Below are 14,643 nucleotides of genomic sequence, written 5' to 3' on the forward strand. Positions count from 1 at the left end.
CTGGGGATCACTTTCCTGTAAACGGCCGCATGATCGCCCGCAGCAGCGGGCCGAGTACCGGAATCCGGTGAAGGCGCAGATACGCGCGATAGATGATGAAAATCCGCGCGCGCTGAAACGCGACCCACTGGTTCGCGTACTGCCGCAGTTCGACCGACTCGTTCCTGAGGATATCGGCCTCGCGCGCATGAACGAGCAGCTTTGCGCGCGCGTCTGCGAGTTCCCGTCTCAGTCGACGCAGTTCTTCCTGGTTTTCCGCGGACGAAGCGGCTTGATTGGCGGGCACCTGGGCAGGCTGACGGGATTCTTGGTGGGAGGCGTTCATACCGAATATCCGCTGAATGTTCGCGACGTACTGTGCGTCGCCGTGCTTGTCGTGAACGTAGTCGGAAGCGCGCTTCGACAGCGCTCCGAGCAGATCGGGTTGTGCGTACAAGCGCTCGATGGCCACTCGATACGCGTCGACGGCTTCGTCGATGTCGTTGGATGCCTCGATGAGCATGCCGGTCTGACCGTCGAGCACGGCTTCGCCGATGCCGCCGATGTTCGGTGCGATGACCGGGAGTCCCGAGCCCATGGCTTCGAGAATCACGTTCGGCAATCCGTCGAACCACGACGTATAGACGAGGGCGTCGTACTCGTGCAGCGGAAGATCCGCGAATGCTGAAAACGGCCCTTTGTAATTTGCACCGGACAGGTCGATTTCGAATCCTGGCGTGATGCCGCCATACAGGTCGAGCGTGATGCCGGTGTCGCTCTGCGCGAAGTACTTGGACAGCGCGACGGCCAGTTGCGGCCGCTTCTGGCCGTCCAGCCGCGACGCCCACAGCAGGCGTCGTCGCGGCGTCGCATGAATCGTCGGCTCCTTGATGCCGTGCAGCAGCGCGGGAAGATTGATCCAGCGGGACGCGCTGGCACCGAAGATGAACTTGTCGTCGATGACCGTCTGTTCGTTGTCGGTGACGATCCGTGTGATGTGCTGGATGTTGTTCGTCAGAAACTCGACCGCGCCGCCCGAAATGATCGAGACGTCGTCTTCGTAGACGCGCGTGTCGCAGAAACGGTAGTACGTGACATCGCGTCCGCTGAATTGCGCGAAATGGCGGCTCAGCATGCGATGAGAAAACACGCACGCGCGAATGTGCAGCCGGGCGTCGGGCGCCGCCGCGCGAATCAGGCGTGCGGTGATGCGATCGCGTTGACGATCGTCGAGATCCTTGCCGAGCACCGCGACGTCGATGAAGATCGCTGCGTCGGGAAGGCGCGACAGCCACGCATGCTTTTCCATCGGCTCGCCGGACAGCACGAGGATCCGTTTCGACGCGCCGCATGCCAGCAGGCCGTTCATCACGTCGAGAACGTAGCGCTCCGCGCCGCCGGCGGGCAGAAACGGAATCAGGAACACGTCCGTGATCGGTCCGGCGTCGCGAATGGCTTCGCACATTTCGTAGTAGACCGCGGAGGGCTCGGGCGTCGACCAAATAGCGCTCGTCTGGCTGCCGTGCCGCAGCGACAGCGTATCGACGGCAGGATCGATCCGGTTGGCGGCTTCAGTCATATCCGACAGCATCCGGCTGCCGAGGAACTTCTGCTTGACGTCGTACCACGGCGGCAACGCACGTTCGCCGGCGCGATACGCACGATAGTCGTCGGCAAACACACGAAGGTAGACGTCCGGGTCGAACAGGTCGGTGTCCGGCGTCTCGAGTTCGACGCTCTGATTACGCGCGGCAGCCATGATGCTTTGCTGCCGCTGACGGTAGTACAGAACCGTATCGGGGATGTAGTGCGCCTTCATCCCGAGCGCGATCGCACATGAATTGAAGTGCCAGTCTTCGAATGCGTGGCCGCGTTGCGTGTCGCAGTGAACGTACTTGAGACGATCGAATGTCGAGCGATGGAAGAATACGCGCGACACGTACGGATGGATGTCAGCAAGCAGGAACGGCATCAGGTCCGCTTCGCCATACTCGGTAATGAAGTACATCGAACCGAATGCGATCAGGTACTGCGGGAACAGTAGTGCGTCATTGCCGTACCGCTTGGCAGCTGCCAGCGCTTCGACGAAGAAATTGAACGACACGAGATCGTCGGCGTCGGCCGTGGCGAAATATTCGCCTTGTGCAATTGCGCAACCGGAGTTTCGGCTCAAGCCCAGCGACCGGTTCGATACCTCGATCGTCTGGACTCCATCGAAACTGGAGAAGTCCGCCGACGCGATGACGGAACGGGTTGCTTCGTTCGGGTTATCGAGGACGACGACAATTTCCAGGGTGATACCGCGGGCTCTTGCGAAGTCTGCCGCTTCAGTCAGGGACCGCAACGTCCGGTTGATGATGCCGCCCTCATTGTGGGCGTTGAGAATCACCGAAATATCAAACATAGGGTGCAACTGGCCGGATGCGTATCGAGGTCACGCATTATATACAGAAGCATTTGGCGTTTCGGCGCCCGCCGGGGCGGCGGGCAGCGCACGCGATGGCTGCCCGCACCGTGCGGACGAGCCCCTACCTTGTACCCCTTTTTCCATTCATGGCCCCGTGGTGCGCGCCGCCACGTCATAATTGCTACAAATGGCAATCTCGGTTGCACGCGCTGGCCTGCCTGCGCACACTAGTAACGCGCCTTACGCGCCAAATGTAAACAATAGTCAGCTCGTGACTTCTCATCCGCAAGCATCCACTCGCTCACCGCACCCCGTCGACGAAATACTGTCGATTTCCATCGTGACGTACCATCCGGACGAGGCACTTCTCGCTCGTACGTTCTCCAGCCTCCGTGCGGCGTGCGCGCGTCTCCGGGCCGTGCGCGGCGGCGGTGTCGTCAGCGTTACCCTTGTCGACAACGGCGGCTTGCCGGATTTCGCAGCCGATCTTGCCGCACTCGAGCAGGCTGGCATCTCCTGCAGCGTGCTGTCCGGTCACGGCAACGTCGGCTACGGACGCGGCCACAACCTTGCGATCGAAGCAGCACGCAGCCGCTATCACCTGATCCTGAATCCCGATATCGACCTCGAGCCGGATGCACTCGTGCACGCGCTCGACTTTCTCGACGCACATCCTGAAGCAGGTTTGCTGTCGCCTCGAATCGGTGACGAATCGGGCCGGATCCAGTATCTGTGCCGCCGCTATCCGGCGCTGGTGGATCTTCTGGTCAGGGGATTCCTGCCCACGGCGTTGCGGCCGCCGTTCGAGCGCCGGCTGGCAAGTTACGAGATGCGCGACCGTATCAACGAAACCGACGTCGTATGGGATCCGCCTATCGTCAGCGGCTGTTTCATGCTGTTCCGCACCGACGTGCTCGCGCGTCTGCGGGGCTTCGATCCACGCTATTTTCTCTACTTCGAGGACTACGACCTCAGCTTGCGGACTGGCGAGTGCGCACGCACGGTCTACCTGCCGCTGGCGCGCGTGATTCATCACGGCGGCGGCGCATCCCGCAAGGGTGCCGCGCACATCCGCATGTTCGCGGCGTCGGCGCTCAAGTTCTATAACCGCTTCGGCTGGAGGCTGTGGTGACCCGCATCGTCGTGACAGGCGCAAACGGCTTCGTCGGCCGCGCGGTCTGCCGACTGGCGCTCGCGGCAGGACATACGGTCACGGCGCTGGTACGCCGTCCCGGCGGATGCGTCGACGGCGTTCGCGAGTGGGTGCATGACGCGCCGGATTTCGCCGGGCTCGCACACGCGTGGCCCGATGATCTGGAGGCCGATTGCGTGATCCACCTGGCCGCGCGAGTCCACGTGATGCGCGACGAGTCGCCCGATCCGGATGCCGCGTTCGAGGCGACCAACGTCGCAGGGACGCTGCGCGTTGCCGAAGCGGCGCATGCGCACGGCGCACGCCGCTTCGTGTTTGCCAGCAGCATCAAAGCGATTGCCGAGGGCGATCGCGGCGTGCCGCTCGCGGAGGACGTCGTAGCCGCACCGCAGGATCCATACGGGCGTTCGAAACTGCACGCGGAGCAGGCACTCGCGCAATTCGGGCGGCAGGCGGGCATCGATGTAGTCACCGTCCGTCCGCCGCTCGTCTACGGCCCCGGCGTGCGGGCCAACTTCCTGCGAATGATGGACGCCGTCGCGCGAGGATTGCCGCTCCCGCTCGGCGCGATCGAGGCACGCCGCAGCCTCGTCTATGTCGACAATCTCGCTGACGCGCTGCTGCGGTGCGCAACCGATCCAAGGGCAGCGGGCGAGTGCTTTCATGTCGCAGACGACGACGCGCCGGCGGTGGCCGGGTTGCTGAGGCTGGTCGGCGACGCGCTCGGCAGGCCGGCACGGCTGTTCCCGGTACCGGCCGCGATGCTGAGCACGCTCGGCAGGCTGACCGGCCGCAGCGCCGCCGTCGACCGCCTGACGGGCAGCCTGCAGCTCGACACCGGCCGCATGAAGCGCATGCTCGACTGGAGACCGCCGTATACGACGAGACAGGGCCTCGAGGCGACCGCCGCGTGGTATCGTTCGCGCGACAAACAGAAATAGACAATATGCATCCCGCGATTACCACGTGGCTCACGGTGGCCGGCGTCGCAATAGCCGCTGCCTTCGCCTCGACTCTTATCCTGAGGACGCTGCTCGCGACGGGGCTGGCCTGGCGCCTCGCGACCGATATTCCGAACGACCGTTCGCTGCATGCACTGCCGACGCCGCGTGTCGGCGGCTGGGGCGTCGTGCCGGTCTCCGTGATCGCAATGCTGTGGCTCGCGCCGTCGATGTGGCTGGTGGCCGTGGCCGCCGCGGGCCTCGCAGCGCTGTCGCAGCTCGACGATCGGCGCGGGCTGCCCGCGCGGGTCCGGTTCGCGGCACACCTTGCCGCGGTCGTCGCGCTGATCGCCGTCTATCCGGCCGCCGCGCCGTGGTGGCTACTGGTCGCCATCGGTTTCGGAATGGCTTGGCTGACCAATCTGTACAACTTCATGGATGGTGCGGACGGCCTTGCCGGCGGCATGGCGCTATTCGGCTTCAGCGCGTATGCGGCCGCCGCCTTGGCGGGCGTGCAGCCGGAGCCGGATCTCGTGGCGGGCGGCGCGGCCATCGCAGGTGCCGCGTTCGGCTTCCTGCTGCTGAATTTCCATCCAGCGAAGCTGTTTCTCGGTGACGCGGGCTCGATTCCGCTCGGGTTCATGGCGGGTGCGCTCGGCTACTGGGGCTGGCGAGGCGGGGTTTGGCCGATTTGGTTTCCGGCGATGGTGTTCTCGCCCTTTATTGCGGATGCATCTGTAACACTTGTGAGACGTTTGTTACGCGGCGAAAAGTTCTGGCAGGCGCACCGGGAGCATTATTATCAGCGCATGGTGCGCTCCGGCTCCGGCCATCGGCGCACTGCCATCTACTGGTACCTCGTGATGCTCGCGGGCATAATTGTAGCTCTGTGGGCGTTGGGCCGTCCCACACTGCAGCAGTGGGGGCTGTTTGTCGCCTGGTATGGCGTTCTTGCGTGCATCGGTTGCGTGATCGACGCCCGCTGGCGCCGTGTCGGCATGGCCACCGAAAACAAATCTTGAGGTCTCCCGCCGATGTTGCGATCCAAAGCATCTTGGCTGTCATTGAGTGCTTTCCTGTTCGACCTGCTGGCGGTGCTTGCAGCGTGGTTGTTCGCCTATCTCGTCCGCTTCAACGGTAGTGTCCCGACCGATTTCCTGAGCGGCGCGCTGATGGCGCTGACGTGGGTGCTGCCCGTGTACGCGCTGATGTTCCACGTGTTCGGCCTCTATCGCGGGCTGTGGGTGTTCGCGAGCCTGCCAGACCTGATGCGTATCGCGAAGGCAGTGGGCGGCGGTGGCGTGATCGTGATGATCGGCGCCGTGATGTTCCAGCCGGTGCCGATCATTCCACGCTCGGTGCTGCTCGTGTCGCCCCTGATGCTGTTCCTGGCGATGGGCGGCGCGCGCGCGCTCTATCGCGCGACGAAGGAGTATTACCTGTACGGCGGGCTCGTAGGCAAGGGCAAGCCGGTGCTGGTGCTCGGCGCCGGCACGGCAGGCGCGAGCCTCGCGCGCGAACTGTCCCGCTCAGGCGAATGGCGCCTCGTCGGCCTGCTCGACGACGACGTCAAGAAGCAGGGCCGCGAAATCTACGGCTACAAGGTGCTGGGCTCCTTCAATGATCTCAAGCACTGGACCGACGCACTGAAGGTCGAATACGCGATCATCGCGATTCCGTCAGCGTCGGTCGAGACGCAGCGCCGCGTCGCGACGCTGTGCGTGCGGGCCGGTGTGAAGGCGATGGTGCTGCCGTCGCTGACCGCGTTGATGCCGGGGCAGGGTTTCCTGTCGCAGGTCCGGAACATCGATCTCGAGGATCTGCTCGGCCGCGATGCCGTGACGATCGACACGCCGCACGTCGAGGCGCTGCTGCGCGGCCGCGTCGTGATGGTGACGGGCGCGGGCGGGTCGATCGGCTCCGAGCTGTGTCGGCAGATCCTGCGCTTCGCGCCGGCGCAACTCGTCGCATTCGACCTGTCCGAGTACGCGATGTACCGGCTAACCGAGGAACTGCGCGAGCGCTTCCCGGACCTCCCGGTCGTGCCGATCATCGGCGATGCGAAGGATTCGCTGCTGCTCGACCAGGTGATGTCGCGCCACGCGCCGCACATCGTGTTCCACGCAGCCGCCTACAAGCACGTGCCGCTGATGGAGGAGCACAACGCGTGGCAGGCGCTGCGCAACAATGTGCTCGGCACCTATCGCGTGGCCCGCGCGGCGATTCGCCACGATGTGCGTCACTTCGTGCTGATCTCGACCGACAAGGCCGTCAATCCGACCAACGTGATGGGCGCGAGCAAGCGCCTCGCCGAAATGACCTGCCAGGCGTTGCAGCAGACGAGCGGGCGCACGCAGTTCGAGACGGTGCGTTTCGGTAACGTGCTCGGCAGCGCGGGCAGCGTGATCCCGAAGTTCCAGCAGCAGATCGCGAAGGGCGGCCCGGTCACGGTCACGCACCCGGAGATCACGCGTTTCTTCATGACGATCCCGGAAGCGTCGCAACTCGTGCTGCAGGCATCGAGCATGGGGCATGGCGGCGAGATTTTCATTCTCGACATGGGCGAGCCGGTGAAGATCGTCGATCTGGCGTGCGACCTGATCCGCCTGTATGGTTTCTCGGAAGAGCAGATCCGGATCGAGTTCACCGGGCTGCGGCCCGGCGAGAAGCTCTACGAGGAGTTGCTGGCGGACGACGAGGCGACGACGCGCACGCCGCATCCGAAGCTGCGGATCGCGCGGGCGCGGGAAGTGCCGGACAATTTCCTCGACGAACTGCTGCCGTGGCTGATGCAGCATCGTGTCCTGCCCGACGACGAAGTGCGGCGCGACTTGCGCCGCTGGGTGCCCGAGTATCAAACGGCTGCCGTTCCGGCGCTGAAGAGCGTACGGGTCGCGTCGAACCGCTGAACACCGAGGGCCGTGTGGGTCGCGCCACGCAGCGGCCAGCCGACCGGTCAAAAAGAAAAGCGCCCCGCGGGGCGCTTTTTTCATGCCGGGCCGAGACCAGCTCAGCGACTGGGCCGGTGTTTGCGCACCACCATCCACCGCGGCGCCTTGAACCGCACGATGCTGAGGTACAGCCACACGTAAGTCAGCGCAAACAGCACGACGAACACGAACAGGTGCACCGTATGCCGCCAGAACAGCGTCGCGGGTATCACCGCGACGAGGCACAGCAGCCACAGGTATGGCGACGTCAGCGAATTGCGGCGCGTCAGGTCGTGCGCGTGCTTCGTGCCGACTGCCCAGCGCATCAGCCGCTTGTACACGAGCATGTGCAGGTGCACGCCGTCCGGAATGCCGGGTGACATCCCGCGGATGAACTTCTTCCGGTAGATCGAGAAGCAGGTCTCGAAGATCGGGTACATGAACAGCAGCACCGGATACCACGCGGACACCTCGCGATTGCGCATCACGAGCATGATCGCGAGTTCGGCGAGCATGAAGCCGATGAAATACGCGCCGCCGTCGCCGAGGAAGATCAGCCCGGCCGGGAAATTCCACAGGAAGAAGCCGAGCACGGCGCCCATCATGATGATCGAAGCGGACATCACGACCGGGTCGTTCACGTGGAACGCGACATACGCGAGCGACGCGAACATCATGAAGCTGACCATCGACGCGAGCCCGTTGAAGCCGTCGATGATGTTGATCGCATTCGCGAGTGCCGCGACCGCCAGCACCGTGATGAACGCCGAAATGACCACGTAGCCGAGCAGGAAATCGAGCGGCGGCACGCTGATGCGCTTGACCGCGATGCCCAGCAGCCAGAACGCGAGCGCGGCCGCGCCCATCGTGCACAGCAGCCGCGCGCGCGGCGACACGCGCTTGGTGAGGTCCTCGACGAGGCCGGACAGGAAGGCCGGCAGCCCGCAGGCGGTGATGCCCAGGATGCTGCCGGCGATCGTCGGATAGCGTCGGGACAGGATCAGCGCCGCAACGACGACGCCCGCGAGGATCCCGATGCCCCCGACCCGCGGCACGGGCCGCACGTGGAATTTCTGCACGCCGGCCAGGTCGCTGTCGATCGAGAATTTCTCGTGAAGGTGCGCATAGCGCACGATGAACAGCGTGACGAGCAGGGAGACGATGAAGCCGGACGCGAAGCTGAGCATGGGATCGCTCGAAAAATGGACAGCGGATTATACAAAACCGCGCGGGTTCCCCTCCTGCCATCGCCAGTGATCGGCACACATTTCTTCGATGCCGAGCGCGGCACGCCAGCCGATGATGTCGGCCGCGGCCTGTGGGTTCGCGTAGCACTCGCCGATGTCGCCCGGGCGGCGTGCGACGAGCTCGTACGGCACCGGGCGGCCCGACGCCTTCTCGAACGCACGCACGACTTCCAGCACGCTGTAGCCCTGGCCGGTGCCGAGGTTGACGACGAAGCTCGCGTCGCGCTTCGCGAGCGCGTCGAGCGCGGCGATGTGCCCCTTCGCGAGATCGACGACGTGGATGTAGTCGCGCACGCCGGTGCCGTCCGGCGTCGGGTAGTCGGAGCCGAACACGCGCAGCTTTTCCAGCTTGCCGACCGCGACCTGCGCGACATACGGCATCAGGTTGTTCGGGATGCCGGCCGGATCCTCACCGATCAGCCCGCTCGCGTGCGCGCCGACCGGGTTGAAGTAGCGCAGCGTGGCGATGCGCCACGACGGGTCGGAAACTTCGAGATCGCGCAGGATTTGCTCGGCGATCAGCTTCGACTGGCCGTACGGGTTCGTCGCGGACAGCGGGAACGATTCGTCGATCGGCGAGCGCTCTGGCACGCCGTATACGGTCGCGGACGAGCTGAACACGAACTGCCTGACGTTGCGCTCGCGCATCACCTTGAGCACGGCAAGTAGGCCGCCGATGTTGTTCTGGTAGTACTCGAGCGGCTTCGCGACCGATTCGCCGACGGCCTTGAGCGCCGCGAAATGGATCGTGCCGGTGATCGGGTGTGCATCGAATACCTTGGCGAGCGCGGCTTCGTCGCACACGTCGACCTGATGGAACGCGGGCGTCTTGCCCGTGATCCGTTCGACGCGGCGCACGGATTCGGCCTTGCTGTTGACGAGGTTGTCGACGATCACGACGTCGTAGCCGTTGTCGAGCAGCTCGACGGTCGTGTGCGAGCCGATATAGCCCGCTCCGCCCGTGACGAGGATGGTGCCTTTAGCGGTCATTGCTGATGCGCTCCTTCAGAGGGTGATACCGGTTAACGAATGGATAGTACGCCGGTAGCGTTCGACGACCTGCTGTTCGTCGAATTCCGCCGTGACCTTTTGCCGGCCGCGTGCACCCATCGCGTCGCGTCCGGCCGTTCCGAGTTCGATCATGCGGAGCAACTGCTCCGCGAGGCTCGCGCTGTCGCGCACGCGGCACAGGAAGCCGGTTTCACCGTCGGCGACGACGTCGCGGCAGCCCGGCACGTCGGTCGCGACGATCGGGCGGCCCATCGCCGACGCTTCCATCAGCGTGCGCGGCACGCCTTCGCGGTACGACGGCAGCACGATGCAGTCGGCCGCCGCGATATGCGGGCGCACGTCGTGCGCCTCGCCAAGATACTCGACGACGCCTTCGCCGACCCACGCATCGACATCCGCGCGGCCGATCGCGCTTGGATTGTCGACGCCGAGCGGCCCGAGCAGCTGGAAGCGCGCATTCGGGAAGCGCGCGTGCACGATGCGCGCGGCCTCCACGTATTCGCGCACGCCCTTGTCCCACAACAGCCGGCCGATCAGGATGAAGACGGGCGCGTCGCCGGCGGGCAGCGGCACGGGTGCGAACTGTTCGAGATCGACGCCTTCGCCGTGCAGCAGCCGCGCGCGATCGGGATGCGCGAGCAACTGCTCGTCGGTGAAGGTCGCGAGATCGTCGCGGTTCAGGAACCACACTTCACGCGGGAAGCGGAACGCGAACCGGTACAGGCGCTTCGCGACGCTTGCCGCGCGGCTCTTCTGGATGAAGACGTAGCCGAGCCCGGTCGTCACCGCGATCGACGGCACGCGCGCGAGCCACGCGGCGACCGAGCCGTAGATGTTCGGCTTGATCGTGTAATGGAACACGAGATCGGGTTTCAGCGCACGGTAGTGACGCACCAGCGCGGCGAGCGTGCCGAGATCCTCGCGTGGGCTCGTGCCTTTCGAGGCAACCGCGAGCGCCACGTAGCGGCAGCCCATCTGCTCGAGCAAGGGCACCGTGCGGTCGTGCGGCGCAATGACGATGACCTCGGCGCCGCGCGCGACGAGCGTACGGATCAGCCCGTGGCGATACGTGTAGATCGCCCAGGCCGTGTTGCAGACGAGCGCGATGCGCAGCGGGGAGGTGGCGGACATGAAAAAAAGAATAAATAAAGCGTCGAAATTGCCGAAAGGGCCGGATGCGCGTCAGGCTGACGGCCGCGCGGCGAACAGCGTCTGCTTGATCCGCTGCAACGTCCGGTACGGCGTCACGAAATGCAGCAGGTTCTTGGCGAGGCCGGCCCAGTCGTACGGGTTCAGCGCGTTGAAGTGGCTCAACAGCAGCGTGAGCGTCGACACCAGCTGGCGCCGGCGCTTGGTCGCACTGATCCCGCCCTCGTTCAGTTCGTAATAGAGACCGAGTTCCGGCAGGTTCGCGCAATCGTAGCGTTGCATTAACCGTAAAAAAAGATCGAGATCCTCGGCCGCACGGTATTTGGCGCGATAGTTCCCCACTTCCCGCACCGCGTCGATGCGCAGCATCACCGACGGATGCACGAGCGGCGAGCGCAGGAAGCGCGTGCGGCGCAGCGTGCGGGGATCGGCCGGCGGGGTCAGCATGAAGCGCGGCTCGCCGGCGCGGGACACGACCTGCGTCCACATGCCTACACAGGCCACGCGCGGGTGGGCGCCGAGATAGGCACGCTCCTTCGCGAGGCGCTGCGGCGCGGCGAGATCGCCCGCGTCGATGCGCGCCGCATAGCGGAAGCCGCGTGCGGCGAGCGCATCGATGCCGGCCGCGAGCGCACGCTCGATGCCGCCGTTCTGCGGCATGCGCAGCACGTCGATCGTGAGGCCGGGCAGGTCGGGCGCGACGATCGGCGGCGTGCTGCCGTCATCGACGATCAGCACATGCACGGGCGTGTCCTCGCGAAACGAGGCTAGGGTCCGGACGACGTCGTCGTGCCCGTTGTAGGCCGGCATCAGCACGGCCACGTCGTCGAGCGGGGTCGGGCAATCAGGGGACGTCATGGTCGCAGCTTGAAACGGATGTAATAAAAATTGACGGCGGCGGCGGCCAGGTAGCCGGCCGCCAGCCCGACGAGCGCGCCGTACAGGCCGAGCCGCGGGATCGCGAACAGGTTGACGAGTGCGGCGATCGCGAGCGCGAGCAGCCATTTCGACAGCAACACGAATTTTGCTTGATATTTGAGAACGATAAGATTGCCTATCGCCTCGATGCCGGCGGGCACCGACAGCCAGACCGCCCAGCGGAAGATGTCGACCGAGGCCTCGTAGCCGTGGCCGAACACCTTGCCGACGATCAGCGGGGCGGCGGCGTCGAGCACGAGCGCGCCGGCCGTCATCAGGCAGGCCGTCATCGCGATCAGCCGGACGATGTTGCGGCGCAGCCGCGCGACGTCCTGCACGCGGTAGACGAACGCGGGCGCGATCGTCTGCGCGAGCATCAGCGCGAGCGTGATCCAGTTCTCGTTGAGCTGCTGCGCGGCCGAGTAACGGCCGAGATCGGCGAACGACACGTGACGCTCGAGCATCAGGCGGTCGAGCTTCAGGAACAGGTACATGCAGATGAGGCCGAGCCAGAACACGGTGCCGGCCGTTGCAAAGTGCCTGAACAGCGGTTTGTCGAACGTCCAGCGGAGCGCGCCACCGTTACGATGCCGGTAGTACAGCAGCAGCGCGAAGCCGATGGCGGCGGCCTCGAGCGCCCACAGCCACGCGAAGCGGGCGGGGCCCGCGGCCGCGCGGACCAGCAGCCAGACGAGCAGCGCCTTCACCAGCGCGGTGACCATGCTGGTGACGAGCTGCGGCTTGCTGTAGGTCATGCTTTGCAGCCACGCGTTGATGACGCCGACGAACGGCTCGCGGAACACCATCGTGACCGCGAGGCCCGCGAGCATCGCGCCGACCAGCGGATCGAAGGCGCCCGCGGCGATCGCGATCCACGTCGCGACGAGCGCGGCGACGGAGACGGCGATGCGCAGCGCGAATGCGCTGCCGAGTACCGCGCCGAGCTGGGCGGGCGGGCGCTGGACGATGGTCGGGACGAGGATTTCCGCGCCGCACACCCAGGTGAGCGGCGCCAGTACCAGGAGGAGCGTATTCGCATACTGCCATTTGCCGAACACATCTGGCCCGAAATAACGGGCCAGCAGGCCGCTGATCGCGATCGCGACGCCGATCTGCGTGAGCCGTTCGAGCCCCAGCCAGACGAGATTCGCGACGGCCTTCGCGACGTCCGGGTTGCCGAAGCGCTTCAGCATGCGCGGCGGCGGCGAGCGCGCAAGCTGGCCGGCAGGGCGCCCGGGGGCTGCAGGTTGGCGGCGACGGGACGGCTAGGCATTAAAATGGGCGGTATGCGCGTCATCAAAACCCTCGATTATAAGTGGGATCGCGGTCGCTCCCGCCGTTCCGCGCCAGCGGTTTCACGCCGTGCCGGGCCGCATGTATCATGCGCGGCACCGGCGAGCGGCGGCCAGGCAAGCCAGACAATTTTCCATGCACGCAACTGAGAGAAGAGAATCGATGATCTCCCAATCCATCTTCAAGGCATATGACATTCGTGGCGTGGTCGGCAAGACGCTCGACAACGACACCGCGCGCGGGATCGGCCGGGCGTTCGGCAGCGAAGTGCGTGCGCAGGGCGGCGATGCGGTCGTCGTCGCGCGCGACGGCCGCCTGTCCGGGCCGGACCTCGTCGGCGCGCTGGCCGACGGCCTGCGTGCGGCGGGCGTCGACGTCGTCGACGTCGGCATGGTGCCCACGCCGGTCGGTTATTTCGCGGCGAATGTCCCGCTCGCGCTGAAGGGCGGCGAGCGCCGCGTCGATTCGTGCATCGTCGTCACGGGCAGCCACAACCCGCCCGACTACAACGGCTTCAAGATGGTGCTGCGCGGCGCCGCGATCTACGGCGAGCAGATCCAGGCGCTGTACCGGCGCATCGTCGACGAGCGATTCGAGACGGGCAACGGCTCGTACGAGCAGTTCGACGTGGCCGATCAGTACATCGCGCGCATCGTCGGCGACATCAAGCCGGCCCGCCCGATGAAGCTCGTCGTCGACGCCGGCAACGGCGTGGCCGGCCCGCTCGCGACGCGCCTGTTCAAGGCGCTCGGCTGCGAGCTCGTCGAGCGCTTCACCGACATCGACGGCACGTTCCCGAACCACCACCCGGATCCCGCCCACCCGGAAAACCTGCAGGACGTGATCCAGGCGCTGAAGGACACCGACGCCGAGATCGGCTTCGCGTTCGACGGCGACGGCGACCGCCTCGGCGTCGTCACGAAGGACGGCAAGATCATCTATCCGGACCGCCAGCTGATGCTGTTCGCGGAAGAAGTGCTGTCGCGCAACCCGGGCGCGCAGATCATCTATGACGTGAAGTGCACGCGCCACCTCGCGCAATGGGTGAAGTCGAAGGGCGGCGAGCCGCTGATGTGGAAGACGGGCCACTCGCTCGTGAAGGCAAAGCTGCGCGAGACGGGTGCGCCGCTCGCCGGTGAAATGAGCGGCCACGTGTTCTTCAAGGATCGCTGGTACGGCTTCGACGACGGTCTCTATACGGGCGCGCGCCTGCTCGAGATCCTCGCGAAGACGGCCGACCCGAGCGCGCTGCTGAACGGGCTGCCGGACGCGATGAGCACGCCCGAACTGCAGCTGTGGCTCGACGAAGGCGAGAACTTCCGCCTGATCGACAAGCTGCAGAAAGAGGCGAAGTTCGACGGCGCCGAGGAAGTCGTGACGATCGACGGCCTGCGTGTCGAGTACCCGGACGGCTTCGGCCTCGCGCGTTCGTCGAACACGACGCCGGTCGTCGTGATGCGTTTCGAGTCGGAGACGCAGGAAGGGCTCAAGCGCATCCAGGAGGACTTCCGCCGCGTGCTGACGGCCGCGAAGCCGGACGTCAAGCTGCCGTTCTGAGCGTGGGCGGCCTCGGGCCGCCACCGGCGCGACGGTGAGTCCGATCGTCGCGCCATCC

At 65.5% G+C, this 14,643-nt stretch carries 11 protein-coding genes; 5 read left to right on the forward strand and 6 right to left on the reverse strand.

What is annotated here, in order from left to right:
- Window positions 1-7 precede the first annotated feature (7 nt).
- Complete coding sequence (locus CFB47_RS04495; RefSeq protein ID WP_089455717.1) at window positions 8-2,383, reverse strand: glycosyltransferase; 2,376 nt, start codon at window positions 2,381-2,383, stop codon at window positions 8-10.
- Between the two features lie 274 nt (window positions 2,384-2,657).
- On the opposite strand from CFB47_RS04495, the gene CFB47_RS04500 reads away from it, so the two are divergent.
- From CFB47_RS04500 to CFB47_RS04515, 4 genes are read left to right on the forward strand one after another with little or no spacing between them, the layout of a single operon-like run.
- The gene (locus CFB47_RS04500) at window positions 2,658-3,518 is read left to right on the forward strand and encodes a glycosyltransferase family 2 protein (protein WP_306426901.1); all 861 of its coding nucleotides are present in this window, start codon (window positions 2,658-2,660) and stop codon (window positions 3,516-3,518) included.
- A complete protein-coding gene (locus tag CFB47_RS04505; protein ID WP_089461350.1) occupies window positions 3,515-4,480 on the forward strand; it encodes an SDR family oxidoreductase in 966 nt (321 codons plus the stop codon). Before CFB47_RS04500 ends, CFB47_RS04505 begins: the two co-directional genes overlap by 4 nt.
- A 5-nt stretch (window positions 4,481-4,485) precedes the next feature.
- A complete protein-coding gene (locus CFB47_RS04510) occupies window positions 4,486-5,502 on the forward strand; it encodes a glycosyltransferase family 4 protein (RefSeq protein ID WP_089460519.1) in 1,017 nt (338 codons plus the stop codon).
- Window positions 5,503-5,514: 12 nt separating this feature from the next.
- Window positions 5,515-7,389, forward strand: coding sequence for a nucleoside-diphosphate sugar epimerase/dehydratase (locus CFB47_RS04515; protein WP_089460520.1), 1,875 nt, complete (start codon window positions 5,515-5,517; stop codon window positions 7,387-7,389).
- Between the two features lie 101 nt (window positions 7,390-7,490).
- On the opposite strand, the gene CFB47_RS04520 is transcribed toward CFB47_RS04515, so the two are convergent.
- The 5 genes from CFB47_RS04520 to CFB47_RS04540 are packed head-to-tail and all read right to left on the reverse strand — an operon-like array spanning window position 7,491 to window position 12,928.
- Entirely contained in the window at window positions 7,491-8,597 is a 1,107-nt protein-coding gene (locus CFB47_RS04520; RefSeq protein WP_089460521.1) for a glycosyltransferase, read from the reverse strand.
- A 27-nt stretch (window positions 8,598-8,624) separates the two neighbouring features.
- Window positions 8,625-9,647: a UDP-glucose 4-epimerase GalE gene (gene galE / locus CFB47_RS04525; protein ID WP_089460522.1), complete on the reverse strand. Its 1,023-nt coding sequence runs from the start codon at window positions 9,645-9,647 to the stop codon at window positions 8,625-8,627.
- A 15-nt stretch (window positions 9,648-9,662) separates the two neighbouring features.
- Complete coding sequence (locus CFB47_RS04530; protein ID WP_089460523.1) at window positions 9,663-10,799, reverse strand: glycosyltransferase family 4 protein; 1,137 nt, start codon at window positions 10,797-10,799, stop codon at window positions 9,663-9,665.
- Window positions 10,800-10,850: 51 nt separating this feature from the next.
- Window positions 10,851-11,675 (reverse strand): glycosyltransferase, encoded by an 825-nt coding sequence (locus tag CFB47_RS04535; RefSeq protein WP_089445076.1) that lies wholly within the window; start codon window positions 11,673-11,675, stop codon window positions 10,851-10,853.
- Window positions 11,672-12,928 carry a lipopolysaccharide biosynthesis protein gene (locus CFB47_RS04540; protein ID WP_089460524.1) on the reverse strand — a complete coding sequence of 419 codons (1,257 nt, stop codon included), beginning with the start codon at window positions 12,926-12,928 and terminating at the stop codon, window positions 11,672-11,674. The genes CFB47_RS04535 and CFB47_RS04540 overlap by 4 nt, the downstream gene beginning before the upstream one ends.
- A gap of 262 nt (window positions 12,929-13,190) precedes the next feature.
- Here CFB47_RS04540 and CFB47_RS04545 point away from each other — a divergent pair, with 262 nt between their 5' ends.
- A complete protein-coding gene (locus tag CFB47_RS04545) occupies window positions 13,191-14,585 on the forward strand; it encodes a phosphomannomutase/phosphoglucomutase (RefSeq protein WP_089455726.1) in 1,395 nt (464 codons plus the stop codon).
- Window positions 14,586-14,643: the final 58 nt, after the last annotated feature.

The organism is Burkholderia sp. AU27893, from assembly GCF_002223205.1.
Lineage (GTDB): Bacteria > Pseudomonadota > Gammaproteobacteria > Burkholderiales > Burkholderiaceae > Burkholderia.

Coding starts and splice junctions, on each gene's coding strand:
- CFB47_RS04495 (WP_089455717.1), bottom strand. CDS start 2,383: ATGTTTGATATTTCGGTGATTCTCAACGCCCACAATGAGGGCGGCATC.
- CFB47_RS04510 (WP_089460519.1), top strand. CDS start 4,486: ATGCATCCCGCGATTACCACGTGGCTCACGGTGGCCGGCGTCGCAATA.
- CFB47_RS04515 (WP_089460520.1), top strand. CDS start 5,515: ATGTTGCGATCCAAAGCATCTTGGCTGTCATTGAGTGCTTTCCTGTTC.
- CFB47_RS04520 (WP_089460521.1), bottom strand. CDS start 8,597: ATGCTCAGCTTCGCGTCCGGCTTCATCGTCTCCCTGCTCGTCACGCTG.
- galE (WP_089460522.1), bottom strand. CDS start 9,647: ATGACCGCTAAAGGCACCATCCTCGTCACGGGCGGAGCGGGCTATATC.
- CFB47_RS04530 (WP_089460523.1), bottom strand. CDS start 10,799: ATGTCCGCCACCTCCCCGCTGCGCATCGCGCTCGTCTGCAACACGGCC.
- CFB47_RS04535 (WP_089445076.1), bottom strand. CDS start 11,675: ATGACGTCCCCTGATTGCCCGACCCCGCTCGACGACGTGGCCGTGCTG.
- CFB47_RS04540 (WP_089460524.1), bottom strand. CDS start 12,928: ATGCTGAAGCGCTTCGGCAACCCGGACGTCGCGAAGGCCGTCGCGAAT.
- CFB47_RS04545 (WP_089455726.1), top strand. CDS start 13,191: ATGATCTCCCAATCCATCTTCAAGGCATATGACATTCGTGGCGTGGTC.